General features: G+C 70.3%; 24 protein-coding genes and 1 other RNA gene. 13 read left to right on the top strand and 12 right to left on the bottom strand.

Translation table 11 applies throughout. The features are described from left to right. Window positions 1-65: 65 nt before the first annotated feature. Window positions 66-1589, bottom strand: coding sequence for a 3-hydroxyacyl-CoA dehydrogenase (locus tag HDA45_RS18520; RefSeq protein WP_184897003.1), 1524 nt, complete (start codon window positions 1587-1589; stop codon window positions 66-68). A 170-nt stretch (window positions 1590-1759) separates the two neighbouring features. Here HDA45_RS18520 and HDA45_RS18515 point away from each other — a divergent pair, with 170 nt between their 5' ends. Beyond that, window positions 1760-1954: a hypothetical protein gene (locus HDA45_RS18515; RefSeq protein WP_184897001.1), complete on the top strand. Its 195-nt coding sequence runs from the start codon at window positions 1760-1762 to the stop codon at window positions 1952-1954. 10 nt (window positions 1955-1964) lie between these two features. Continuing rightward, on the top strand, window positions 1965-2588 hold the full coding sequence (locus tag HDA45_RS18510) for a TetR family transcriptional regulator (RefSeq protein ID WP_184896999.1): 624 nt from the start codon (window positions 1965-1967) through the stop codon (window positions 2586-2588). Here HDA45_RS18510 and HDA45_RS18505 read toward each other — a convergent pair. Next, entirely contained in the window at window positions 2572-3261 is a 690-nt protein-coding gene (locus tag HDA45_RS18505; RefSeq protein WP_184896997.1) for a TetR/AcrR family transcriptional regulator, read from the bottom strand. The genes HDA45_RS18510 and HDA45_RS18505 overlap by 17 nt on opposite strands. A gap of 117 nt (window positions 3262-3378) precedes the next feature. Between HDA45_RS18505 and HDA45_RS18500 the strand changes: the two genes are divergently transcribed. Continuing rightward, complete coding sequence (locus HDA45_RS18500; RefSeq protein ID WP_184896995.1) at window positions 3379-3828, top strand: nitroreductase family deazaflavin-dependent oxidoreductase; 450 nt, start codon at window positions 3379-3381, stop codon at window positions 3826-3828. Window positions 3829-4225: 397 nt separating this feature from the next. Here HDA45_RS18500 and HDA45_RS18495 read toward each other — a convergent pair whose 3' ends face one another. The 3 genes from HDA45_RS18495 to HDA45_RS18485 form a co-directional block, all read right to left on the bottom strand. After that, on the bottom strand, window positions 4226-4438 hold the full coding sequence (locus HDA45_RS18495; protein WP_184896986.1) for a hypothetical protein: 213 nt from the start codon (window positions 4436-4438) through the stop codon (window positions 4226-4228). A 67-nt stretch (window positions 4439-4505) separates the two neighbouring features. Next, window positions 4506-5162, bottom strand: coding sequence for a response regulator (locus HDA45_RS18490; RefSeq protein WP_184896984.1), 657 nt, complete (start codon window positions 5160-5162; stop codon window positions 4506-4508). Next, window positions 5159-6334, bottom strand: coding sequence for a histidine kinase (locus HDA45_RS18485; RefSeq protein ID WP_184896982.1), 1176 nt, complete (start codon window positions 6332-6334; stop codon window positions 5159-5161). The genes HDA45_RS18490 and HDA45_RS18485 overlap by 4 nt, the downstream gene beginning before the upstream one ends. A 52-nt stretch (window positions 6335-6386) precedes the next feature. On the opposite strand from HDA45_RS18485, the gene HDA45_RS18480 reads away from it, so the two are divergent. Continuing rightward, the gene (locus HDA45_RS18480; RefSeq protein WP_184896980.1) at window positions 6387-7460 is read left to right on the top strand and encodes an AAA family ATPase; all 1074 of its coding nucleotides are present in this window, start codon (window positions 6387-6389) and stop codon (window positions 7458-7460) included. Here the strand turns inward: HDA45_RS18480 and HDA45_RS18475 are convergent. Continuing rightward, a complete protein-coding gene (locus HDA45_RS18475; RefSeq protein WP_184896978.1) occupies window positions 7454-8053 on the bottom strand; it encodes a hypothetical protein in 600 nt (199 codons plus the stop codon). The genes HDA45_RS18480 and HDA45_RS18475 overlap by 7 nt on opposite strands. Window positions 8054-8223: 170 nt before the next feature. Here HDA45_RS18475 and HDA45_RS18470 point away from each other — a divergent pair, with 170 nt between their 5' ends. Both HDA45_RS18470 and HDA45_RS18465 read left to right on the top strand, forming a co-directional pair. Then, entirely contained in the window at window positions 8224-8973 is a 750-nt protein-coding gene (locus tag HDA45_RS18470; RefSeq protein ID WP_101611202.1) for a response regulator transcription factor, read from the top strand. Further along, window positions 8951-10423 (top strand): sensor histidine kinase, encoded by a 1473-nt coding sequence (locus tag HDA45_RS18465; RefSeq protein ID WP_221471171.1) that lies wholly within the window; start codon window positions 8951-8953, stop codon window positions 10421-10423. The genes HDA45_RS18470 and HDA45_RS18465 overlap by 23 nt, the downstream gene beginning before the upstream one ends. A 2-nt stretch (window positions 10424-10425) precedes the next feature. Here HDA45_RS18465 and HDA45_RS18460 read toward each other — a convergent pair whose 3' ends face one another. Then, window positions 10426-11316, bottom strand: a complete 891-nt coding sequence (locus HDA45_RS18460) for a serine/threonine dehydratase (RefSeq protein WP_184896976.1) — start codon at window positions 11314-11316, stop codon at window positions 10426-10428. A gap of 45 nt (window positions 11317-11361) precedes the next feature. On the opposite strand from HDA45_RS18460, the gene ffs reads away from it, so the two are divergent. Continuing rightward, window positions 11362-11458, top strand: an RNA gene (gene ffs, locus HDA45_RS18455) — signal recognition particle sRNA small type. Window positions 11459-11563: 105 nt separating this feature from the next. On the opposite strand, the gene HDA45_RS18450 is transcribed toward ffs, so the two are convergent. Then, window positions 11564-12397 carry a fused MFS/spermidine synthase gene (locus tag HDA45_RS18450; RefSeq protein WP_184896973.1) on the bottom strand — a complete coding sequence of 278 codons (834 nt, stop codon included), beginning with the start codon at window positions 12395-12397 and terminating at the stop codon, window positions 11564-11566. Window positions 12398-12427: 30 nt separating this feature from the next. On the opposite strand from HDA45_RS18450, the gene HDA45_RS18445 reads away from it, so the two are divergent. Then, window positions 12428-14479: a DNA polymerase III subunit gamma and tau gene (locus HDA45_RS18445; protein ID WP_184896971.1), complete on the top strand. Its 2052-nt coding sequence runs from the start codon at window positions 12428-12430 to the stop codon at window positions 14477-14479. A 17-nt stretch (window positions 14480-14496) separates the two neighbouring features. Here the strand turns inward: HDA45_RS18445 and HDA45_RS18440 are convergent, their stop codons facing one another. Both HDA45_RS18440 and HDA45_RS18435 read right to left on the bottom strand, forming a co-directional pair. Next, window positions 14497-15258 carry an endonuclease/exonuclease/phosphatase family protein gene (locus HDA45_RS18440; protein ID WP_184896969.1) on the bottom strand — a complete coding sequence of 254 codons (762 nt, stop codon included), beginning with the start codon at window positions 15256-15258 and terminating at the stop codon, window positions 14497-14499. Then, window positions 15255-16235, bottom strand: a complete 981-nt coding sequence (locus tag HDA45_RS18435; RefSeq protein WP_184896967.1) for an ArsR/SmtB family transcription factor — start codon at window positions 16233-16235, stop codon at window positions 15255-15257. Before HDA45_RS18435 ends, HDA45_RS18440 begins: the two co-directional genes overlap by 4 nt. A 262-nt stretch (window positions 16236-16497) precedes the next feature. On the opposite strand from HDA45_RS18435, the gene HDA45_RS18430 reads away from it, so the two are divergent. From HDA45_RS18430 to HDA45_RS18420, 3 genes are read left to right on the top strand one after another with little or no spacing between them, the layout of a single operon-like run. Beyond that, a complete protein-coding gene (locus HDA45_RS18430; RefSeq protein WP_184896965.1) occupies window positions 16498-16875 on the top strand; it encodes a hypothetical protein in 378 nt (125 codons plus the stop codon). Window positions 16876-16898: 23 nt separating this feature from the next. Beyond that, window positions 16899-17507, top strand: coding sequence for a M23 family metallopeptidase (locus tag HDA45_RS18425; RefSeq protein WP_184896962.1), 609 nt, complete (start codon window positions 16899-16901; stop codon window positions 17505-17507). 58 nt (window positions 17508-17565) lie between these two features. Next, window positions 17566-19164 carry a helix-turn-helix domain-containing protein gene (locus tag HDA45_RS18420; RefSeq protein WP_184896960.1) on the top strand — a complete coding sequence of 533 codons (1599 nt, stop codon included), beginning with the start codon at window positions 17566-17568 and terminating at the stop codon, window positions 19162-19164. Here the strand turns inward: HDA45_RS18420 and HDA45_RS18415 are convergent. Continuing rightward, complete coding sequence (locus HDA45_RS18415; protein WP_184905767.1) at window positions 19127-19957, bottom strand: N-acetylmuramoyl-L-alanine amidase; 831 nt, start codon at window positions 19955-19957, stop codon at window positions 19127-19129. The two genes, HDA45_RS18420 and HDA45_RS18415, sit on opposite strands and share 38 nt — an antisense overlap. 101 nt (window positions 19958-20058) lie before the next feature. On the opposite strand from HDA45_RS18415, the gene HDA45_RS18410 reads away from it, so the two are divergent. Both HDA45_RS18410 and recR read left to right on the top strand, forming a co-directional pair. Then, entirely contained in the window at window positions 20059-20415 is a 357-nt protein-coding gene (locus HDA45_RS18410) for a YbaB/EbfC family nucleoid-associated protein (RefSeq protein WP_007035126.1), read from the top strand. A 1-nt stretch (window position 20416) separates the two neighbouring features. Further along, the gene (recR, locus tag HDA45_RS18405) at window positions 20417-21013 is read left to right on the top strand and encodes a recombination mediator RecR (RefSeq protein ID WP_005166260.1); all 597 of its coding nucleotides are present in this window, start codon (window positions 20417-20419) and stop codon (window positions 21011-21013) included. Window positions 21014-21109: 96 nt separating this feature from the next. On the opposite strand, the gene HDA45_RS18400 is transcribed toward recR, so the two are convergent. Next, window positions 21110-22222 (bottom strand): UDP-N-acetylglucosamine 2-epimerase, encoded by a 1113-nt coding sequence (locus tag HDA45_RS18400; RefSeq protein WP_101611195.1) that lies wholly within the window; start codon window positions 22220-22222, stop codon window positions 21110-21112. Window positions 22223-22266: the final 44 nt, after the last annotated feature.

Below are 22266 nucleotides of genomic sequence, written 5' to 3'. Positions count from 1 at the left end.
GCGTGAAGGCCCCCTTCCCTCGGCTCAGCCGAGGGAAGGGGGCCTTCACGCGCTTTAGCGGGGTTTCAGTTGAGAAGGTCGGCAGGGGAGGTGCCGGTGGACGTGAGCGGAAGGCCGAGCGCGACCCGTTCGGTGAGCCAGCCGCTCGGCCGGTAGCGCTGGTCGCCGGTGCTCGCGACGAGGCCGCGCAGGACCCGCAGCACGAGATCCGCTCCCGCTTCGTCACCCCAGGTCAGCGGTCCGCGCGGGTAGCCGAGGCCGAGCCGGACGGCGGTGTCGATGTCCTCCGGCGTCGCGAGCCGCTGCCCGGCGATGAAACAGGCGGTGTTGACGATCGACGCCAGCAGCCGCTGCGCGATCGGCGCGGGGCCGTCGCGGACCACGGTCACCGGCAGCCCTGTCGCGGCGAGCGCGCCCCAGGCGGTGCGGCCGGCGGCGGGGTCGAGCGCGGGGTGGACCGAAAGCGTCAGGCGTTTCCCGTAGCCACCGAGGGGATCGACCCCGACGACCCGCTCCGCCGGGAGGCCCGCGGCCAACGCGGTGTCCACAGTGGACGATCCGATCGGGCTGACGATCAGGACCGTGTCCGGGTAGGCGGAGTGCACGACCTGGATCCCCGCCGCCGAGAGCAGCGTTCCGAGGCGTTCGTCGTCGACCCACACCGGCGTCGTCGGGGCTTCCGGTGCGGACGGCTCCGGGTCGACCTGCTGGGCGCCGTCGACGTAGCGGTAGAAGCCCTCCCCGTTCTTGCGCCCGAACAGCCCGGCGGCGACGCGGGGGCGCGTCTGCCATGAAGGCCGCAGCCGCGGCTCGCTGTGGAAGCCGCTCCAAATGCTTTCGAGCACGGCGTGCGAGACGTCGAGGCCGGTGAGGTCGAGCAGCTCGAACGGGCCGAGTTTCAGGCCGAGCACGTCCCGCGCGACGCGGTCCACCTCGGCGGGGCTCGCGATCCCTTCGGACAGGATCTGCAGCGCCTCGGTGCCCAGCCCGCGACCGGCGTGGTTGACCAGGAAGCCCGGCGCGTCGCGCGCGAGTACGGGTTCGTGACCCCAGTTGCGGACGAGTTCGGTCATCGCGGGCGGCAGCCAGTCCGCGGTCCTCGCGCCGGGCACGATCTCGACCAGCCGCATCAACGGGACCGGGTTGAAGAAGTGGAGGCCGAGCAGCCGTCCGGGATCGGTCAGCGCGGCGCCGATCTCGGTGACCGAAAGCGAGCTGGTGTTGGTGGCGAACACGGTGTCCGGACCGCAGATGAGTTCCAGTTCGGCGAAGAGCGCGCGTTTGATCTCGAGGTCTTCGCGCACCGCTTCGATGACGAGGTCGACGCCGTCGGCGGGGGCCAGCGGACCGTCGGCCGCGATCAGGCGCCCTTTCGCGGACGCGGCGGCTTCTTCGGAGATCTTGCCCTTCGAGGCGAGTTTGCCGAGCATCGCGCCGACGTGGTCGATGGCCTCGCCGACCGCGTCGGGCCGGGCGTCGGCGAGCTCGACTTCGAGCCCCGCCGTCACGGCGAGCTGGACGATGCCCCGGCCCATCACCCCGGTTCCGATGACCCGGATCCTGCCGACCTGCTCCGCCCACTTCTCCACCGCGAGCCGCCTTTCCCTCGATGTCGTCCTCGGCGTGACGTTAGCCGCCACGCCGGTATCTCGCCCGGAAGGGTGATCCGTGCCCCAGTCGGCGTAAGGCCACCGAACCGGCGCGGTCCCATCCGCGAAAACCGAGTGTTCCGCGCACCACCCTCGAAGGGAAAGCTCCCATGGCCACCGTCCCCGCCGCCGCAGCCGTCCGGACCACGCCGTTGCTCCTCGTCGCCGTTCTCTTCGGGGCCGTCGCCGCCTTCTTCGCGAGCCAGGCGCTGTGGCCGCTCACCGCGCTGGCCGTCGTGGTCGCCGTCGCCGTCCTCGCGGGCGGGGTCTGGCTGACAGGCAAGCAGGGAAGCCGAGAGCTCTAAGCTTCGCCATGTGACGGCGAAGCGCTTGACGCGGGAAGAGAGTCGCGAGCAGACCAGACAGCGCCTGCTCGCGGCGGCCGCCGAGCTGTTCGCCGAACGCGGGGTCAACGGCACGTCGGTCGAGCAGATCGCCGAACGCGCCGGGTTCACCCGCGGCGCCTTCTACGGCAACTTCGACGGCAAACACGAGCTGGTCGTCGAGTTGCTGCGCCGCCGGACCCAGCGCGAGGCCGAAGAAGTGGCCGCGTTGAGTTCGGGTGTCGGTTCTTTCGCCGAGATGATGGACAGGCTGCGCGCTTGGAACGTCGAGCGCGCCGAACACCTCGAAGGCTGGCTGATCCTGCGCACCGAGCTGGCCCTGTACGCGCTGCGCAATCCCGAGGCGCGACCGCTCGTCGGCGAAGGCGAGAAGTCGACAAGGGCACTGCTCGAGACCTCTGTCCGGACCGAACTCGCCGTACGGGGCGCGGCGCCGCCCGCCGAGCCCGCCTTCCTCGCGCTGATCCTGCACGCGCTCGAGGACGGGCTCCTGCTGCAGCGTTTCCTCAGCCCCGAGGGGACCGGCGACGAGGACGCGGTGGACGCCGTCCAGCTGCTCATGCGGTCTTGGACCGCGCTCAGCCGGTCATCTTGATCCCGGTGAACTCGGCCATCTGACGGATCCCGTGCGCGAAGAAGGCGTCCGACGGGTCGACCGAGCCGACGTACTGGCCGAACAACTCGAAGTTGATCATCCCGAACAGCTGGGTCCAGGACATGATCAGCCGGGAGGCCGTCTCGGGGGCCAGGTTGATCTTGAGAACTCCCGCGACGGCGTCGAGCTGGTGCAATAGCTCGACAGGCATCTCGCCGACCTCGGTCTCGACCCGGAGGTTGGCGTCGCGCAGCACCGCGACCAGGGCGAACGCCACCCGGCCCGCGGGCGCGACGGTGTCCTGCGGGGCCTGGTAGCCGGGGATCGGCGAGCCGTAGATCAGCGCGTACTCGTGCGGATGTGCCTTCGCCCAGTCTCGGACCGCTTGCCAGATCGACGTCCACCGCTCCAGCGGAGCCTTCTTGGCGTCGTCGGCGGCCTCCGCGGCCTCGCCGACGGCGTTGTAGGCATCGACGATTAAGGCTGTCAGCAGCTGCTCACGACTGGAGAAGTACCGGTAGAGCGCCGACGAGACCATGCCCAACTCCCGGGCGACGGCCCGGAGCGAAAGGCCCAGCGCGCCGACCTCGGCGAGCTGGCGGCGGGCTTCGTCCTTGATCTCGCGGGTGAGCTCGGCGCGGGCGCGTTCACGCGCGGTCTGGGTGGCGGCCATGCTCTCACCATAGAGCATCGCACCTAAACGAGAGCACTGCTCTTGACACAATGCACCGCTCTGGTGTTCACTGCTCTTAACAGAGAGCGCTGCTCTCGAAAACTTCGAGGAGCCGAGATGACCACCGCCACCGCCACCCGCTACGTCAAGCCCGCCAAGGCGACCAGCGCGTTCAACGAGTTCGTGCTCAAGCTGACGAGGCTCGGCGTGAGCGTCCTGGGCAGCCGGGTCCTCTCGGTCCGGGGCCGCAAGAGCGGCGAACTGCGCTCGGTCCCGGTCAACCTGCTGAAGCTGGACGGCGAGCGCTACCTGGTCGCGCCGCGCGGTGTCACGCAGTGGGTGCGCAACCTGCGGGTCGCGGGTGAGGGGCAGCTCAGCGTCGGGCGCCGCACCGAGACGTTCACCTACACCGAACTCGCCGACGAAGAGAAGCCCGAAATCCTGCGCGCCTACCTCAAGCGCTGGAAGTTCGAGGTCGGCGTGTTCTTCGACGGTGTCGACGCGAAGGCGTCCGACGAAACGCTCCTCGAGATCGCGCCCGGCTACCCGATCTTCAAGATCGCCTAGCCCTGAAGTTGCCTTCACGGACTCCAGCGGCAACCCACGCGCCCCAGATCCGCGTGGGGGTCGCGCTCTTGAATGGCTAGCGCGGGGTCAGGCAAACGTGCCTTGGTCGCGGTCGGGCTGCGGGGGCGTTGCGAACGCCACTTTCGCAACACTGAAGGTTGCGAAAGTGGCGTTCGCAACGCCTGCCCGTAGCTTCGCGTGCCGGGTGAGGTGTCGGTGCCAGCGGTCGTGACCGTGCTGCGCGCGGGTTGCGGACGCCCACCCCACCCCGATGTCGCGAAAGCCACTTTCGGGACATCAGACGTCCCGAAAGTGGCTTTCGCGACACCCGAAGCCGACACGCAAGCGAGCAGCCCACCCCACCGCGACACCCGAAGCCGACCCGCAAGCGAGGGGTTTACGCCTGGTCGTCGGTGGGCGCCCGTCGCGTACGCCGGGCGGTGGCCGCCACCAGCACCACCCCGACCAGGAACGCGACGAGCCCGATCAGGAACCACAGCTTCTGCCCGGTCATGAAGCTGCCGGTCAGCACGCCGGCGCCTTGCAGCACCCAGACACCGCCGACCAGCAAGAAGACCAGCCCGATCGTCAGCGTGACCCAGCGCTTCATTCGCAGCTCCCCGCCTCGACGTGACCTGTGGCGATTCTGGCACCGGGAGCCCCATCCGGCGAACCGATCACCGGCCGCCGACGAGACCGTTGCGATAGGCGTAGACGACGGCGTGCACCCTGTCCCGCAGCCCGAGCTTCGCGAGTATCCGGGAAACGTGGGTCTTCACCGTCTCCTCGCCCACGTGCAGCCGCACGGCGATCTCCGCGTTGCTGGAGGCGTCGGCAACCAGCATGAGGACTTCGCGTTCGCGTGAGGTGAGCCGTTCCAGTTCCGCCGGTTCGGCGGCCACGGGTTCGATGCTGGTGGCGAAGGTCGACACGAGCCGCCGGGTCACCGTCGGGTCGATCAGCGCGTCCCCGCGCGCGGCCACCCGCATGGCCGAGACGAGTTCTTCGGGGGCGAGGCTCTTCAGCAGGAACCCGCTCGCACCGGCCCGCAGCGCGCGGTAGACGTACTCGTCGGAGTCGTAGGTCGTCAGCACGAGGACACGGGTGTCGTTGCCCGGCGCGGACATGATCGCCTCGGTCGCGGCCAGACCGTCCAATTTGGGCATCCGGACGTCGAGCACCGCGACGTCCGGGCGCAGGGCGGCCGCCTGCGTGACGGCCTCGCGTCCGTCCGCGGCCTCGCCGACGCATTCGAAATCCGCCTGGGTGTCCAGTACCGCGCGCATCCCGGACCGGAACATCGCGTGATCGTCCGCCAGCAGAACCCGGATCACTCCGCCTCCAAAGGAAATCCGACTCGAACCCGCCAGTGCCGCCCGTCGTCGAGCGGCCCGCATTCCGCCTGTCCGCCGAACAGCGCGACCCGCTGCCTGATCCCGGCGAGACCGCGTTTGGTCGACTCGGCCGCCGAGTTCCGGCGTGCGCGGCCGATTTCGTTCGTGATCGTGAGGACGACCTCGGTCTGCCGGTAGGCGAGGTCGATTTCCACGGTCTTGCCGGAGCCGTGCCGGAGCGCGTTCGTCAGCGCCTCCTGCGCGATGCGGTACAGCGCGACGTCCACCGATCCCGGCAGTTCCCTCGGCCCGCCGTGGCTGGTCAGCCGCACGGGCAGGCCGGCGGTGCGGAGGTTGTCGAGCAGCTCGTCGAGATTGTCGAGCCCCGGTTGGCGCTGCGCGTCCCCGTTCTCCTTGCCGTGCAACAGATCCAGCAGGCGACGCAGATCGGCCATCGCGGCCCGGCTCGACGATTCGACGGCGGAGAGCGAACGCCGTGCGGCGGGTTCGCCCTCCGGTAGCCCGAGCCGCGCGGCGCCCGCGTGCACGCCGATCGCGCTGACGTGATGCGAGATCACGTCGTGCAGGTCGCGGGCGATCGTCGTGCGTTCTTCGGCGACGGCACGGCGCACCGCCTCGGCTTCGTGCTGCTGCCGTTGTTCCTCCACGCGCTGGAGATCGGCGATGTACGCGCGCCGGGCGGTCGTGTAGCGGCCGACCATCCACGGCAGCAGACCGCTTATGCCGACCTCGATGAGCACCAGCCGCCAGTCCCGGTCGCCTCGATCGGCGGGGATGAAGATGCAGGCGAAGAGCCCGGCGAGCATCGCGGCCAGCGCGGCCAGCGCGGGTTTGGCCGACAGCCAGGCGCCCGCGCGGTATCCCGCGATCAGCACGCCCGCGTTGGTGGCCTGCAGATAGTGGTCGTAGGGGAACAGCAGGAGCGGCGCGGCGGTGAGCAGTACGGCGTGCGCGGCCGAAACCCAGCCGGAATACCGCGACGGCCCGGCGAGCGCGGCGTTGGCGAAGATCCCGCCCAGCAACACCACCCACGCCTGCCAGCCGAGCGAGAGCGGCGGTCCGTCGATGAGGAACAGCCCGGCGTCGGCCACCAGGCAGACGGCCGCGACCGCACAGGCCTGCCTCGCCAGCGAACCACTGATGTCCCGCACGCGCCCAACTCTGCCCTATTTCGGTGGACAGGGGTTCCTAAGATCAAAAGCCATGAAGGCCGCGAAGACCCCCGTGCTCTGGACCACCGGAGCGCCGGGATCGGGGAAGTCCACCATCGCCTGGGGTCTGTACACGCGCATCGTGGAGGCCGGCGGCAACGTCGCGTACGTCGACATCGACCAGCTCGGCCTGATCGGCCCGCCCCCGGGCGGAGGGGACGCCGCGCACGCGATCAAGGCGGCCAACCTGCTGCGGGTACTGGAGATCCTGCGCCGCCGGGGTGCCGAGCAGCTCGTCGTGTCCGGGGTGGTGGATCTCGAAATCGGTGTCGAGCCGTCTTTCGAGGGCCGCGACTTCGATCTCACGCTCGTCCGGCTGACCTGCGATCGCGACGAACTCCGGAGCCGGTTCCTCGGCCGCGGTTCGCCCGCCGCCGCCCTTCCCGCTCTCGAGGAGGTGGCGGACGCCTACGACCGCACCGGCTTCGGCGAGAAGACGGACACGACAGGGCAGTCGCCGGAAAAGACCGTGGAGGACCTGTTCCGGCGCTGCGTCGTGGAAGACGGGCCGGTCCTGCCGCCGTCCGCCGTGGAACCGCAGCCCGGACCGGTGACCGTGGTGACCGGTCCGACGGCCGTCGGCAAGTCGACAGCCGCGTGGAGCGTGCTGCGGGACTTCTGGCAGCGGGAGACGCCGGTCGCCTACGTCGATCTCGCGCAATTCGGGTTCGTGAGCCCCGGTCCGGATCCGGCCGTCGAGGCGGCGAACCTCGCGGCCGTCTGGCGCGGTCACCGCGAGGCCGGAGCGCGGCGTTTGCTCGTCGTGGCCAGGGAATTCCTGCCGGAGCACCGGAAAGCCTTCGAGGACGTCACCGTCGTCCATCTCGACGCGGACGCCGAGACGCTCACCGAGCGCGTCCGGCGCCGGGCCGAGGGCGAGTCCGCCCTGCTGGCGGGCGACGAACTACGCGGCGCGCCACCCGGCGTACGGGACCGGGTGGCCGCTCGCGCGATCACCGAGGCGGCGCGGGCGCGGAGTTCCCGCGGCGACAGCGTCGTCCTCGACACCTCCGGACAGGAGCCCGCCGAGACGGCCGCCGCACTGCTCGCCGCCGTGCGTCAGTAGCCGGGCGGCGGTCCACCCTGACCGCCTTGCCCCGGCTGGCCTTGACCTCGCCGGCCCTGTCCCGGTTGTCCACCGTTCTGCCCGGCCTTGCCGATACTCGTCACCGTCGCGGTGTTCCCGGTGACCTTGGCGTTCACCGTCACCGTCTCGCCGGTCTTGGGATCGCCTGTCTTCCGTGTCGACGCGTCGATCGTGTAGACCTGCTTGTAGCCGTCCTTGCTGGTCAGGCTGACGGACGTCGCGCTGATCTCGGTGATCTCCCCGGTCTGCGTCCGCTCGGTGCGGTAGCCGCCGTTCCCGTCGGAGACCACGAAGTCGCCGTGCAGCGCGTCGCGCGGCATCCCGCCGTCGAAGATCATCCGGCCGCCGCCGGGGCCGCCCATCATCCCGCCCTGGCCCTGTTCGGCGCCGTTCGCGGCGGTCCCGGCCCAGATCGCGGCGCCGCCACCGGCGGCGATCACCACCGCCACCCCGGCCGCGATCGCGGTCTTGCGGCCCGACCAGGCCTTCTTCGGTTCGCCCGCCGGGGCGGGAGCACCCCAAGCGGCGGTCTCGCCCGCCGGGGGTTCGGCGGGTTTGGTCGGTTCGGTCATCTGGTCGCCTCCGTGTACTCGGTTGCGGCCATGCTCGGCGCCGTCGCTGTGCGGAAGCTGTGCCGTTGGTGGGCACGCGCTGTGTTTCCCTCCCCGGCAGGGTGATCGTTCACAGGAAACGCACAGGTGGGACACAGGGAAGGCTCACCGGCGCCGCCCAGGATGGCACCATGACCAGTGTGAACGTCCCTTCGTCCGGTTCCGCGAAGGCCGGCTTGCGCCGCGCCGACGGCAGCCCCGTGCGCGTGCTGGTCGTCGACGACGAGGCGACCTTGTCCGAACTCGTGTCGATGGCCCTGCGCATGGAGGGCTGGGACATCCGCACCGCCGCCGACGGCACCGAAGCGGTCCGCGTCGCCAGGGAATTCCGGCCGGACGCGGTGGTGCTGGACGTCATGTTGCCGGATATGAGCGGCCTGGACGTGCTGCGCCGCCTGCGTTCCGAGGTGCCGAACCTGCCGGTGCTGTTCCTGACCGCGAAGGACGCGGTGGAGGACCGGATCGCCGGGCTCACCGCGGGCGGCGACGACTACGTCACCAAACCGTTCAGCCTCGAGGAAGTCGCGCTGCGGTTGCGCGCGCTGCTGCGGCGCGCGGGCGGCGTCGCCGGACCGAGCGGTTCGACGCTGGTCGTCGGCGACCTGACCCTGGACGAGGACAGCCGCGAAGTGCACCGCGGCGGCGATCCGGTGCCGCTGACCGCGACCGAGTTCGAACTGCTGCGGTATCTCATGCGCAATCCGAAGCGCGTGCTGTCGAAGGCGCAGATCCTCGATCGCGTGTGGAGCTACGACTTCGGCGGCCAGGCCAACATCGTCGAGCTGTACATCTCCTACCTCCGCAAGAAGATCGACGCCGACAGGGAACCGATGATCCACACGATGCGCGGCGCCGGATATGTCCTCAAGCCCGCGGGGTAGGCGGCCTTGGTCCCTGCGGCGACGGCTGATCGCGCAGGTCGCGGGGCTGCTCGCGCTGGTCTGCCTGGTGGTGGGCGTGGTGACCGAACTGGCGCTGCGAGGCTTCCTGATCGACCAGCTCGACGCCCGGCTCGACGAGACCAGTCAACGCGCGGGCCGTCCGCCGCCACAAGGCCGTCCCGGCGGGGAAAGGGTTCCCGAGGGTTTGCGCGCCTACGGGCAGAGCACCGGTTCGTTGTTCGTGAACGTGTTGCCGGACGGACGTGTGCTCGCCGCGGTACTGCGGTCCAGTTACGACGCGAAGGTCAGCGAACCCTTCCCTCACGACGAAATCACCCGGGCCCAGATCGACACCCTGCTGCGTTCGGGGCCGGGTAGCGAGCCCAGCGACGTGGACCTCGGGCCGCTCGGTGAGTACCGCGTCGTGGCGAAGCCGACTTCCAACGGTGGCGTCTCGATCACCGGGCTGCCCACCAAGGACGTCACGGATACGTTGTGGAACCTCGGTTTCATCTTCGGCGGGGTCGCCGTCGGCGGCATCGTGCTGGCGGGCGCGCTTGGCGCCGTGACCGTGCGGCGCACCATGAAACCCCTCGACCGCCTGGCCGCCACCGCGACCAGGGTCGCCGAACTCCCGCTGGACCGCGGCGAGGTCGCGCTGTCGGAACGAGTGTCCGAAGTGGACACCGACCCGCGGACGGAGGTCGGCAAGGTCGGCTTCGCGCTCAACCGCATGCTCGGCCACATTTCCCAAGCGCTGTCCGCCCGTCAGGCCAGTGAGAGCCGGGTGCGCCGGTTCGTCGCGGACGCCAGCCACGAACTGCGGACCCCGCTCGCGGCCATCCGCGGTTACGCGGAACTCACCCGGCGGTCCGGCTCCGAGGTGCCGCCGGACATCGCCTTCGCGATGGGACGCGTGGAGTCGGAGTCGACGCGGATGACCGGTCTGGTCGAGGATCTGCTGCTGCTCGCGCGGCTCGATTCCGGCCGCCCGGTGGTGCACGAGTCCGTCGATCTCTCCCGGCTGGTCGCGGACGCCGTCGCCGACGCGCACGTCGCCGGGCCGGAACACCAGTGGTTGCTGGAGGTCCCGCCCGAGCCGATCACCGTCCTCGGCGACGCCGATCAGCTGCACCAGGTGGTGATCAACCTGCTGGGCAACGCCCGCACGCACACCCCGGCGGGGACCGAGGTCGCCACCTCTCTGTCCATAGTGGATTCGATGGCTACACTGTCCATTGTCGACGGTGGGCCGGGGATCCCGCCGGAGATCCTCCCGGACGTCTTCGAACGGTTCGCCCGCGGCGACGATTCGCGGTCACGGGCCGCGGGCAGCACCGGACTCGGCCTCGCCATCGTCGCGGCGGTCGTCACCGCGCACGGCGGGCAGGTCGGGGTCACGAGCCGTCCGGGGCGGACGGAGTTCCAGGTCCGGTTGCGGACGGCCTGATTTCAGGGGGTCCACTCACTGTTGGCGCCGCACAGGATGACGCAGGGCAGCTCGCGCTCGGTCCGCCCCGCCAGCCACGCGGCGAACGGCACCGCGGCGGCCGGTTCGACGGCGAGGCGGAACTCCTCCCAGAGCCTGTCCCGCGCGGCGAGCAGTTCCGCGTCGCTGACCAGCACGGACGTCACCCGGCCCCGGAGTACCTCGAAAGGCACGCCCCCGATCCTGGTCGCGCCCAGCGCGGACGCCGCCACGGAGTCGATCTCCACGTCCACGGGCTCACCCGCCTCCAGCGCCGCCCCGAGCGCGCGGCACCGCTCCGGCTCGACCGCGAACGTCGGCACCCCGGCCAGCGACGTCCCGGCGACCAGGCCGCCACCGCCGACCGCGACCAGGAACGCGTCGACGTCCGGCGCGTCCTGGACCACTTCGGCCGCCACAGTGCCCTGACCGGCGACAACGACAGGATCGTCGTACGCGTGCAGGTACCGCGTACCCGGCTCAGAGGCGGCTTCGAGCGCCTTCGCGGCCGCCTCGGCGTACGTCGCTCCGTGACGGATGAGCTTCGCGCCTGCTGCCTCGATCCTGTCCGTCTTAGCCTGCGGAGCCGACTCCGGCACATACACCGTCGCAGGCAGATTCAACAGCGAAGCCGCCGTCGCCACGCCCAGCCCGTGGTTGCCGCCGGACGCCGTCAGCACCCGCTCCGGCAACGGCCCGCTCACCAGCGCGTTCACCGCGCCCCGCAGTTTGAACGACCCGCTCCGCTGCAGATGCTCCAGCTTGAGGACCAACGGCCGCCCGTCGACTTCGGCGCGCAACACCGGCGTGCGTCGCACGAACGGATGGACGGCATCGGCCGCCTTCAGGACATCTTCCCAGGTGGGAGTACTCATACCCCCCACTGTCCTCCATGGCCCGAACGGAGCGGCTACACTGGTCCACGGATCCCGCGCGGCGTCCATCTTGTGAACCTCCCCAGGGCCGGAAGGCAGCAAGGATAAGCGAGCTCTGACGGGTGCGCGGGGTCCGCCTTATTTTTTGGGGTGCGACCCCAAGCCCGCCCGGCGGGGCTTCGCCCCCCGGACCCCCGACGGTTGGTCGGCTGGGTGAGATGGTGCGGTTTAAAAGATCTGGTGCGGTTTAGAAGATTCCGAAGACGTCTTTTGGTGGGATCGGTGACGGTAGAGCGTCCGCGTCCGTGATGGGTTTCGCTTTGCCTTGCAGGTCGCGGAGGTCTTGGCCGGCGACGCAGCGGGCCGGGTAGGCCGACGACGCGGCTCGGCGGGTCAGGTCCGGCACGGGGAGTTCCGTGCGCGAGGCGGCGACCACGATGTTGCCGAAGCGGCGGCCTCGGAGGACGCCTGGCTCGGCCAAGATCGCCAGGTGAGGGAAAGAAGTGGCGAGGGTCGCCAGGAAACGGCGAAGGAACGGCAGGTTCGGGCCGTCGGAGACGTTGGCGACGTAAGTTCCGGCCGGCCTGAGGACACGCGCGACCTCGTTCGTGAACTCCACGGTCGCGAGACCGCCGGCGAGCACGCCGCGTTCGAAGGCGTCCACGATGACAAGGTCGGCCGAAGCGTCGTACCTGCCGGAGACGCCTTCGCGGCCGTCACCGACACGGACCTTCAGGCCCTTCAAGCCCAGTTGCTCGCGGACGAGCGCGACGAGCTCGCCGTCGGCGTCGAAGACCAGTTGCCGTGAGCGCGGCCGTGCGGCGGCGATGTACCGGGGAAGCGTGCAGGCCGCCCCGCCGACGTGCAACGCGTCGAGCGGGCCTTCGCCGAGGCAGTCGACGATGTCGGCGATCCGGCGGATGTAGTCGAACTCGAGATCCGTGGGGTCGTCGAGGTCGACGTGCGACTGGGCCACGCCGTCGACCGAGATCGTCCAGGCGTTGGGGCGATCGGCGTCGCGGAGCAGCTCGGCGGTGCCGAAGCGGACCAGATACGTGCCTGGGGTCGGTGCTGGTCTCACCTGTCGGTCCCTCCCGGTATCCTCGCGGCCGTGGCATTAGCGCTGTACCGAAAGTACCGTCCGGCTACCTTCGCCGAGGTCGTCGGGCAGGAGCATGTGACCGATCCGCTGCGCATCGCGCTGGCGGCGGGCCGGATCAACCACGCCTACCTCTTCTCGGGCCCCCGCGGCTGCGGAAAGACGTCGAGCGCGCGCATCATGGCGCGGTCGCTGAACTGCGCGAAGGGCCCGACACCGGATCCGTGCGGCGAGTGCAACTCGTGCCGCAACCTCGCGCCCGAAGGCCCCGGCAGCGTCGACGTCACCGAGCTCGACGCGGCCAGCCACGGTGGTGTCGACGACGCCCGTGAGCTGCGGGACAGGGCCTTCTACGCCCCGGCGGACTCGCGCTACCGCGTCTTCATCATCGACGAGGCGCACATGGTCACCACACAGGGCTTCAACGCCCTGCTGAAGATCGTGGAAGAGCCGCCCGAGCACCTGATCTTCATCTTCGCGACCACCGAACCGGACAAGGTGCTGCCCACCATCCGGTCGCGGACGCACCACTACCCCTTCCGGCTGATCCCGCCCAGTTCCATGCGCGAGCTGCTCGAACGCAACGTCGCCGCCGAGGGCGCGAAGGTCGAGCCCGCCGTGTACCCGCTGGTCATCCGCGCGGGCGGCGGTTCCGCGCGGGACACGCAGTCGGTGCTGGACCAGTTGCTCGCGGGCGCCGGGCCGGACGGCGTCGACTACCCGCGGGCGGTGTCGCTGCTGGGCGTCACCGACGTCGCGCTCATCGACGGCATGGTCGACGCGCTGGCCGCGGACGACGCGTCCGCGGTTTTCGGCACCGTCGAAAGCCTCGCCGAGGCCGGGCACGACCCGCGCCGGTTCGCCACCGACCTGCTCGATCGCCTGCGTGACCTGGTGATGCTGCGTTCGGTGCCGGACGCGGGCGAGCGCGGACTGGTCTCGGCGCCGGACGACGAGCTCAAGAAGATGAAGGAGCAGGCGGGCAAGCTGGAGCCCGCCACGCTCTCGCGCTACGCCGACATCGTCCACAGTGGACTTCTGGAGATGCGCGGCGCGACCTCGCCGCGGCTGGTGCTGGAACTGCTGACCGCGCGGATGCTGCTGCCGTCGGTCGCCGAGGGCACCGCCGCGCTGCTCGCCCGGCTCGAAAGGCTCGAGCGCCGTGCCGCTTCGGCCCCGGCGCCCGCCGCCCAAGCCGTCCAGGCCGCCCCCGCCGCACAAGTCACTCAGGTCGCTCCGGCCGCCCCGGTCGCTCAGGCGGCTCCGGCACCGGCTCCCGCGGGCGAGCCCGTGCGCGAGTTCCAGCGGCCGTCGCAACGGTCCGCCGCTCCCGCCCAGCAGCCCGAACCCGCCCGGCAACCCGCACCGGCGCCTCAGCCCGTCGCGCGGCCCGAGCCGGTCGCCGAACGGCCCGCCCCGCAACGTCCTTCCGCGCCCACCCCGCCTCCGGCCGCGCCTGCCGCGGCGTCGGCGGGCGGCACGGACACGGAGGGCATCCGCGGTCGCTGGCCGAACGTGCTGACCGCGATCCGCAAGGCGCCCGGCGGCACCGTGACGGCGTCGATGCTCACGCAGGCCAGTGTGGCGACCGTCGAGGGCAACGCCGTCACGCTGACGCACAACGCGGAACCGCTGGCGCGCCGTCTTTCCGAGCCGCACAACGCGGAGCGGATCGCGGCCGCGTTCAAGGAGGTCTTCGGCGGAGACTGGCAGGTCCGGTGCGTCCACGGCGCCGCGCAGGCCCGGCCGGTCGCCGCGCCCAAGGCCGCGCCGGCACCGCCCGCCCCCGAGCGCTCCTTCACCCGCCGGTCCGCCGAGGCGCCCGGTGCCGCTCCGGCGCCTCCGCAGCCGAAACCGGAACCTCAGCGGCCGAAGGTGGCGACCACCGAGCCGGACATCCCGCTCCCGCCCGAGCCGGTCGAGGACGACGAGGAGCTGTACTCCGAGGACGCGAGCCCCGCGCCCCCGCCTCCGCCGCTCCCGCCCGACAAGGACCCGGAAGAGATCGCCAGGAAGCTGCTCGCCGACCACCTCAACGCGCGTCCGCTCGAAGAACGCAATTAGTCCTCTGAACGCGGTGTTCAGCGGGTCAAGGTGACGCGCCGAGCCGGGTGATCGGTGCCGGGGATCGACGTCTTGCCGGAGCTTCCGAAGCCGAAGGCGCCACCGGCGATGACGTGCTGCACGCTGCCGTCGCCCTTCCGGAACGATCCGGCGGGGACACACGCCTGCGCGCTCGGATCGCCGGGGTAGCGCAGGTTCAGGTCACCGCCGAACACGGTTCCCGAGCCGTACTTCGCCAGCAGGTTCTTCAGGTCCTGGCACTGCTGTTCGACGGCGGGCCGCTTCGTCGAGAGATGTGTGGTGCACGCGTTGACCGTGGCGAACTTCGCGCACAGGTAAGCGCGCTGTTCCGTCCCGCCGTCCTGCGGCCCGTAGTAACCGCCCTCGCGCGCCTTCACCGCGCCGAGGTCTTGCCGGGCCAGCACCGCGATGCCGTACTCGCCGCGTCCTGACGTGCACGGATACGGTGTGGTCTTGCCGTTCTCCTTCTTGCCGACGGGCTGCCACACGACCGTGTAAGCCCGGCCGGACTGCGCCTTGACGTCGGCCGCCAGCTTCGTCGTCTCCGACGAACAGGCTTCGTTCACCGTCACGACGGCCGGGTTCACCGCGACGATCGTGCTCGCCGCCTTGGCCATCGGGTTCGTCCCGCCCTGGTTGAAGCAGTTCGCGACGCCACTGCGGCAGAGATTCAGCTGCAGTACCGGGAAATCCGCCGCCGCGGCGGCGGGGGTGGCCGTGCCCAGGAGCAGGGCGACGGCGACGAGTACCGATTTCATGGACGGATCCCTTCGTGGATCTCGGCGGCGAGCAGGGCCATACCGAGCTGGGTGAGGTGGTGCAGGATCGCGCCGCCCTGGCGGACGCTGGTGACGAGCCCGGCCTCGCGCAGCACGGCGGCCTGTTTGCTCGCGGTGCCGATCGAGGTGCCGAGGCATGAGGCCAGCTTGCTGGTCGTCCGCGGTACGCGCAGGGCGCCGAGGCTTTCGGCCCGCGTCCGGCCGAGGAGCGCCACCAGTTCGGGGGTGGTCGCGCCCTGGCGGGCGAGGGTCCGGCCCGCGGGGTAGAGCAGCACCGGCGGCAGCTCCGGATCGATGAACGTGACCGGCCTGTCCGCGCAGAACCGGCTCGGGATCAGCGTCAGCCCCCGCCCGCCGAGGCGGACGGTCCGCTCCGCCGGATACGCGATCTCCAGCACCTCGCCGTCCCAGCCGCGGACACCGGGGATACCGCTCACCAGCGCCCCCGCCCCCGACCCGGCCAGTATGCGGACCCGCTCCGCGCGGTCGGCGGCCACGGTCTCGCGCACGCTGTGCCAGATCGGCGCGATCACCAGGTCGTACGCGTCGCGCAGGGCGCCGACGACCCGATGGACCTCGTCGCGATCACCGTCGGCGAGCCGTTTCACCCAGTGCGGGGCGGCGCCGGTGAACACGGTCCGGAGGTCGGCCCGCAGCCGCGCGCGAGAGGTGCACGCCACTGCCTCGAACCCACTTTCGAGTGATCCGGGCAGGCAGGCCGGGGTGAGGAAATCCGGGAAGTTCCCCTTCGGCGGGACCAGCGTGAACAAGGTCTTCAGAGCCCGCGCCGAACGTTCGTCCTGGCGCGCGTTCAGCTGGATCCGCCGCCGCAAGGACGACGGCCGGTGATCTCTCAGCCGATGCGAACCCAGGACCAGTTCCCACAGCGGATCCGGTGTTTCGGCGACCCGGATCCGCTGGAGATCGTCGCGGTCGAAGACCATGCGCAAAGTCATGCCACGTCCCCCTCAAGACGGCACTTCATTCCCCGGGGCAACCCAAACGCTCCTGGCGCGGCGGAGCAAGCGGTTCGGCCGGATCCGGGACGCTGGGATGGTTTCCCGCCTCTGACCTGCGGGGACACGGCCGCCTGGGACGCCGGCGAGACGGTGTCGATGCGGCAGGTTTTCGTCAGGGCGAAAAGGCGTGTCCCGTGCCGAGGCCATCGGTGACGCTTCTCGTGCCGGCCGAGGCGCCGGCGGAATCGAAGGGGAGACGATGAAATCGGTAATCATGAAGCGGGTCGGCGCGATGGCGGCCCTGCCGGTCACCGCGGTCCTGGCGTTCGGCGGGGCGAGCGTGGCCGACGCGGCGCCGTCGTTCACACCGGCGGGGGTTTCGCCGATGGGGACCTGCGGCGCGGAGCACCACAACTACGACTCGGGCAGCGGCTCCTTGAAGGAGAACGCGCAGCGGCGCCCCGGCCCCGGCACGAACTGCGGCACGTTCGGCACGGTCAAGTCGGGCACGCACGTCCAGTACCACTGCGAATGGGGCAACTGGACGCACGGCCGGGTCGACGGCACCAACCAGAACGGCTGGTTCTACTCGCCCAAGTTCGACGACGGCGGTTCCAACGAAAAGTGCGCGCGGTAGCCACTGCCTGAAAGGGGGAGAACATGCGTAAGAAGCTGACCGTGCTGGCCGCCGTCCTGACGGCGCTGGCGCTCGGGGGAGGCACGGCGACGGCCGCACCGGACGTCGCCGCGAGCGAGGCGGAGATGCTGGCGGGCAAGCCGAAGTTCCAGCTGCCCTTCACGTGCAAGACGCACGTACGGGTGGATACCTGGGACAAGGGCCACGATCCGGCGCTCGACATCACCCATCTGCCGATCGGCGGGACCGAGGGCCTGTGGGTCCGCTCGTCCGCGGCGGGGACGGTGGTCCAGTCCTACAGCGATCCGAAGGGTGCGGGGAACATCATTCAGGTCCGGCACGGCGGGAACTGGTTCACCACCTACATCCACCTCAAGTACCGCTCGGTGAAGAAGGGCGACAAGATCGGGCAGGGCAGGAAGATCGGGGCCGTCGGGCACACCGGCGAGACCTCGAACGGGCGCCCGCACCTGCACTACGAACAGAACTACTCCAAGGGTTCGACAGCCACCTGGGGGTATGAGGGTTCGCAGCGCAAGGCCGCGCATTTCGACGGCCACAAGTACACCGGGGCCGGGAAGACGTGGAAGCTGTACAGCCACAACGTCGGTGGTCAGGACGGGTGCGGCTGATCCCGCGCGGTCCCCGGCCCCTTGTGCCCCATGGGATCATCGGGGCCGGGGAGGGAACATGGCAGGGGGAGAACACGACCGGGCCTTGGCGGAACTGCTCGAGGAGCTGAAAAGGCGTAGCGGTCACAGCTACGAACGGATCGGCGCCAAGGCTCATCTGAGCCGCTCGACGGTGCATCGCTATTGCAGCGGTGCCAGTGTTCCGGCCGCTTTCGGGCCGCTGGAACGGATCGCGACGGTCTGCGGTGCCGGACGCGACGAGCTGTCGAAGCTCTTCCGGTTGTGGGAACGCGCGGACGCGACACGGGGAAACCCGGCCGCGTCCGCGCTTCCCGTTCCGGAACCGGTCGCGGTGCCACGGGTGCGGAGCCGGGCGGGGTGGTGGCCGCTGGTGGCCTCGCTCGCGCTGGTCACGTCGGTCGGCGCCGGCGCGGCGCCCACGGCGGAGCCGGTGGCCGAGGCGGCGCCGGAGATCCATGCTCCGATGTGGACACATCGACCGTCTGTTGTGGACAAGAAGTACTTCGGGGTGACGGCGAACAGCAAGACCGGGCTGATGCCGAGCTTCGGGGTCGGTTCGGTCCGGCTCTGGGATTCGGGGACGCGCTGGCAGAATCTCGAACCGGAACGCGGCAGGCCGGAGTGGTCCACTTTGGACAGACTGGTCGAAAGCGCGAACCGGGCGGGTTTCCCGGTGCTGTTCGTCTTCGGTGGCACACCCGCTTGGGCGGCGCCCGGCGGACCGCCGTCCGCCTACCCGGACGGCTCCCGCGCGGCGCCGCCCGACGACCTCGCGGATTGGGACCGTTTCGTCGGGAACGTGGTCAAGCGGTATCGCGACCGGATCGAGTCCTACGAACTGTGGGACATGGCGAATCACCCGAAGTTCTTCACCGGCCCCGTCGAACGGCTGGTGGAGATGGTTCGGCGCGCGAGCCGGATCATCAAGGCGGGTGATCCCGACGCCCTCGTGGTCTGCCCGTCGATGGGGCAGCTCAGCGACCCCGCGCACAGGCGGATCCTCGAACGCTTCGGTGAACTTCGCGGCTACGAGAGCTGCGACGCGGCGGCGGTCAAGCTGTACCCGCGGCGCCTGGCGGATCCGCCGGAGACCATGCTCGCCCTCGCGGACGAGATCGAACAGAGCTTCCATCGCACCAACGGGCACGCGAACGTGTGGAGCACCGGCACCGATTTCGACGTCCCGTACCAGCCGCCCGTCGACCCGGCCCGCGCCGCCGACTACGCCGCCCGCTTCTTCTTGATCGGGCTGTACGCGCACTTCAAGCGGATGTACTTCTACAACTGGGGAAGCGGCCGTGTGCCGATCGTGCTCCAGCCCGCGGGCGGCCCGCCGACGCGCGCCGCGGCCCACGTCGAACGGCTCGGCCAATGGCTCGACGGCGCGAAGATCCGGTCCTGCGGCGAGGGAACGCAGGCCGGGCTCCCGCACAACCTGTGGCAATGCCGGTTCGAGCGGGACGGCGAGGAGTTCCGGATCGCCTGGACCGTCGCGGGCACCGCGCCGCTGCCCGTCCAAGGCGGCGCGGAACTCCTCGACGGGACCCGGCCGGAGATCGTCGCGGGCTCGGTCGAGATCACCGGTAGCCCGGTGCTGCTCAGCCCCCGAGGTAGTCCTCGATGGCCTTCGCGATGACAGCGGCGTACTGCTGGCGTCCTTCTTCGCTCGACATCGCCGCGGCCTCGGCGGCGTTGCGCATGTTCCCGCATTCGACGAGCGCGGCCGGCCGGGTCGAGAGGTTGAGCCCGCCGAGGTCGGCGCGCGGGGCGAGGCCGTTCGAGCCGAGGTAGGTCGACGTCGGGAAGCCTCCGGCGCGGATACCGTCTCGCAACGCCGTCGCCAGCTTCGTCGAGGGCTCGCCCTGCTGGGCGTTCAAGGGCGGGGCCGAATACGCGACGTGGAATCCGTGCGCGCCCGCGGAAGTGGAGCCGTCGGCGTGGATGGACACGACGGCGTCCGCCTCGGCGTCGTTCCCGATCGCGGCGCGCTCGTTGACGCACGGCCCGACACCCGTGTCGTTCTGCCGGGTGAGAATGACCCGGATCCCCTTGGCGCTCAAGGCTTCCGAGATCCGCTGCGAGACGTCCCAGGTGAACGCGTGCTCGGAATAGCCGGAATTCGTCGAAGTTCCGGTGGTGTTGCACGGTTTCGTCTTGCCGCGCCCCGCCGGGACCTGTTTGTTGATCTCGCCGGGCCTGCTCGCGTTGCCGCCGTTGTGGCCCGGATCCAGCACGACGACCTTGCCCGTCTTCGGCCGCTGGGTGCCGGGAGGCGGCTGGGGCGCGCTCGGCGGCGGCACACTCGGCGCCGAACTCGGCTGCGGAAGGGTGGTCAGGACGGTGGTGGTCCCCGGAACGGGCGGATTCCCCGGCGGTGCCGCGGGGGTCTCCACGCCGCACGCCGTGAACAGCGCCAATCCGATCGCCATCACCAGGCTCAGCCGTCGTCGCACGGCGCCAACGGTGCCATACGAGTGACGGCTAGGCTGGTAGGCGGCACAGGATTTTCCAGGAGAGGACCGATCGGATCATGGTGCAACCCGGTGGCGGCTTCGATCTGTCGCAGATCATGCAGCAGGCGCAGCAGATGCAGCAGAAGCTGGTCGAGGCCCAGGAAGAGCTGGCCAACACGGAGGTGACCGGTACCTCCGGTGGCGGCCTCGTCACCGCGACCGTGTCCGGCGACAGCCAGCTCAAGTCGCTGTCCATCGACCCCAAGGTGGTCGACCCCGACGACGTCGAGACCCTGTCCGACCTGGTCGTCGCGGCCGTCCGGGACGCTTCGGCCAACGCGCAGAAGCTCACCGAACAGAAGCTCGGCCCGCTCGCCGGCGGCCTCGGCGGCGGGATGCCGGACCTCGGCGGCTTCCCCGGGCTCGGCGGCTAGCTTGTACGAGGGTGTCGTCCAGGATCTGATCGACGAACTCGGGCGGCTGCCCGGCGTCGGTCCCAAGAGCGCGCAGCGGATCGCCTTCCACCTGCTGGCGGCCGATCCCGCGGATATCGCGCGTTTGCAGGAAGTGCTCGGCAAGGTCAAGGAAGGCGTGCAGTTCTGCGAGGTCTGCGGAAACGTCTCGGAGCAGGAGACCTGCCGGATCTGCCGCGACACCCGCCGTGACCTCACGGTCATCTGCGTGGTCGAGGAGCCGAAGGACGTACTCGCCGTCGAGAGGACGCGCGAGTTCAAGGGCCGGTACCACGTACTCGGCGGCGCGCTGGACCCGTTGTCCGGCATCGGGCCGGAGCAGCTGCGCATGCGTGAGCTGCTCGCGCGGATCGGCGGCGCGGAGATCAGCGAGATCATCATCGCGACCGACCCGAACACCGAAGGCGAGGCGACCGCGACGTATCTCGTGCGGATGCTTCGCGACTTCCCCGGGCTGACGGTGACCAGGCTGGCGTCGGGGCTGCCGATGGGCGGTGACCTGGAGTTCGCGGACGAGCTGACCCTGGGCCGCGCTCTCTCGGGCCGCCGGGCTCTCTAGCTTCGCAGGTCCGTGAAGGCCTCCTTCCCTACCTTGAGAGTAGGGAAGGAGGCCTTCACGGCTTTCGTGCCCACCTGCGGACGCGCGCGATAAGAATCAGCAGTAGCCGAGGCGCGCCAGCGTGTCGACGATGATCTCCGACGGGTGGAACTTCTCGACCCAGGACTCACCGCGGCGGTTCTGGTAGGTGTCGAGGAAGTTCTGCAGCTTGTCCCCGCGCATCTCGGTCAGCACGACGGTCTCGCCGAGGTGCTGCGGCGTCTCGGTGCGCTCGCGGTGCACGGCGCACGGCAGGCCGAGGTAGTAGCACTCGGCCGAAAGGCCGCCCGAGTCGGTGACGACGTACTCGGCGCGCGCGACGAGCGGCAGGAACTTCAGGTACCGCATCTTCGGCTGGATGATGAAGTTCTTCTCGTCGAAGAGGTTCGCCAGGCCCAGCGCGCGGATCTTCTCGCGCTCGGGCGCGCCCGCCATGTAGAGGATCGGCATCTGCTTGCTCTGCTCGCGCAGGATCTCCAGCGCCTCGCGGTACTTGTCCGCGCGCGAGACCAGCTCGAAGCGGTGCAGGGTGGCGAGGCCGAACTTCTCCGGCAGCCCCTCGAGGTCGAGCGGCCCGTTGATGGCCAGCCGCATCGCGTCGATAGCGGTGTTCGCCTCGGTGTCGACCACGACACCGCGGGCGTTGCGGAGGTTGTTCACCTCACGCGCGCTCGGCGCGAAGTGCATGTCGACGATCTTCGCGGCGATCTTCCGGTTCAGCTCCTCCGGCAGCGGCGACATGATGCTGCCCGACCGCGCGCCCGCCTCGACGTGCCCGACCCGCGACTTGAGGATCCGCTTCCCGATGAGCGAGCCGTACGGCGTGGTGAAGGTGTCGCCGTGCACCAGCACCAGCGGGGGACGGCCGTCCTCGACCAGCGCGGCCTTCAGCTCGGCGCGGCGGCTCCACGCGGTGCGCAGCACCTGCGCGGCCCAGCCCGGCACCTGCGCGGGCGACTCCAGGTTGTGCGCCTTCTCCTTCGGGACCAGCCAGACGTCGGGCTCCGGGAGGTTCAGGTCGGCGAGAACGTCCGAGACCTCGTCGACGTGCTGCGCGGTGAACCAGATCTTCGGCCGGACCCCGCGTTCGAGGATGCCGTGGTAGACCGGCGCGATTTTGATCAGTTCCGCCGTGGTGCCGAGAATGAAGGAAATCACCGGAAGAGCCATTCTGTCGGGGTCTGCGGTGCCCGAAGGATACTGGTGGGCCGCGC

Origin of the sequence: Amycolatopsis umgeniensis, from assembly GCF_014205155.1 — a bacterium.
Classification (GTDB): Bacteria; Actinomycetota; Actinomycetes; order Mycobacteriales; family Pseudonocardiaceae; genus Amycolatopsis; species Amycolatopsis umgeniensis.
The sequence above is the reverse complement of the archived record's forward strand: the minus strand, read 5'-3'. Positions and strand labels throughout refer to the sequence as shown.

Coding starts and splice junctions, on each gene's coding strand:
- HDA45_RS18515 (WP_184897001.1), top strand. CDS start 1,760: ATGGCCACCGTCCCCGCCGCCGCAGCCGTCCGGACCACGCCGTTGCTC.
- HDA45_RS18505 (WP_184896997.1), bottom strand. CDS start 3,261: ATGGCCGCCACCCAGACCGCGCGTGAACGCGCCCGCGCCGAGCTCACC.
- HDA45_RS18500 (WP_184896995.1), top strand. CDS start 3,379: ATGACCACCGCCACCGCCACCCGCTACGTCAAGCCCGCCAAGGCGACC.
- HDA45_RS18495 (WP_184896986.1), bottom strand. CDS start 4,438: ATGAAGCGCTGGGTCACGCTGACGATCGGGCTGGTCTTCTTGCTGGTC.
- HDA45_RS18480 (WP_184896980.1), top strand. CDS start 6,387: ATGAAGGCCGCGAAGACCCCCGTGCTCTGGACCACCGGAGCGCCGGGA.
- HDA45_RS18475 (WP_184896978.1), bottom strand. CDS start 8,053: ATGACCGAACCGACCAAACCCGCCGAACCCCCGGCGGGCGAGACCGCC.
- HDA45_RS18470 (WP_101611202.1), top strand. CDS start 8,224: ATGACCAGTGTGAACGTCCCTTCGTCCGGTTCCGCGAAGGCCGGCTTG.
- HDA45_RS18465 (WP_221471171.1), top strand. CDS start 8,951: ATGTCCTCAAGCCCGCGGGGTAGGCGGCCTTGGTCCCTGCGGCGACGG.
- HDA45_RS18460 (WP_184896976.1), bottom strand. CDS start 11,316: ATGAGTACTCCCACCTGGGAAGATGTCCTGAAGGCGGCCGATGCCGTC.
- HDA45_RS18440 (WP_184896969.1), bottom strand. CDS start 15,258: ATGAAATCGGTACTCGTCGCCGTCGCCCTGCTCCTGGGCACGGCCACC.
- HDA45_RS18435 (WP_184896967.1), bottom strand. CDS start 16,235: ATGACTTTGCGCATGGTCTTCGACCGCGACGATCTCCAGCGGATCCGG.
- HDA45_RS18430 (WP_184896965.1), top strand. CDS start 16,498: ATGAAATCGGTAATCATGAAGCGGGTCGGCGCGATGGCGGCCCTGCCG.
- HDA45_RS18425 (WP_184896962.1), top strand. CDS start 16,899: ATGCGTAAGAAGCTGACCGTGCTGGCCGCCGTCCTGACGGCGCTGGCG.
- HDA45_RS18420 (WP_184896960.1), top strand. CDS start 17,566: ATGGCAGGGGGAGAACACGACCGGGCCTTGGCGGAACTGCTCGAGGAG.
- HDA45_RS18415 (WP_184905767.1), bottom strand. CDS start 19,957: ATGGCGATCGGATTGGCGCTGTTCACGGCGTGCGGCGTGGAGACCCCC.
- HDA45_RS18410 (WP_007035126.1), top strand. CDS start 20,059: ATGGTGCAACCCGGTGGCGGCTTCGATCTGTCGCAGATCATGCAGCAG.
- HDA45_RS18400 (WP_101611195.1), bottom strand. CDS start 22,222: ATGGCTCTTCCGGTGATTTCCTTCATTCTCGGCACCACGGCGGAACTG.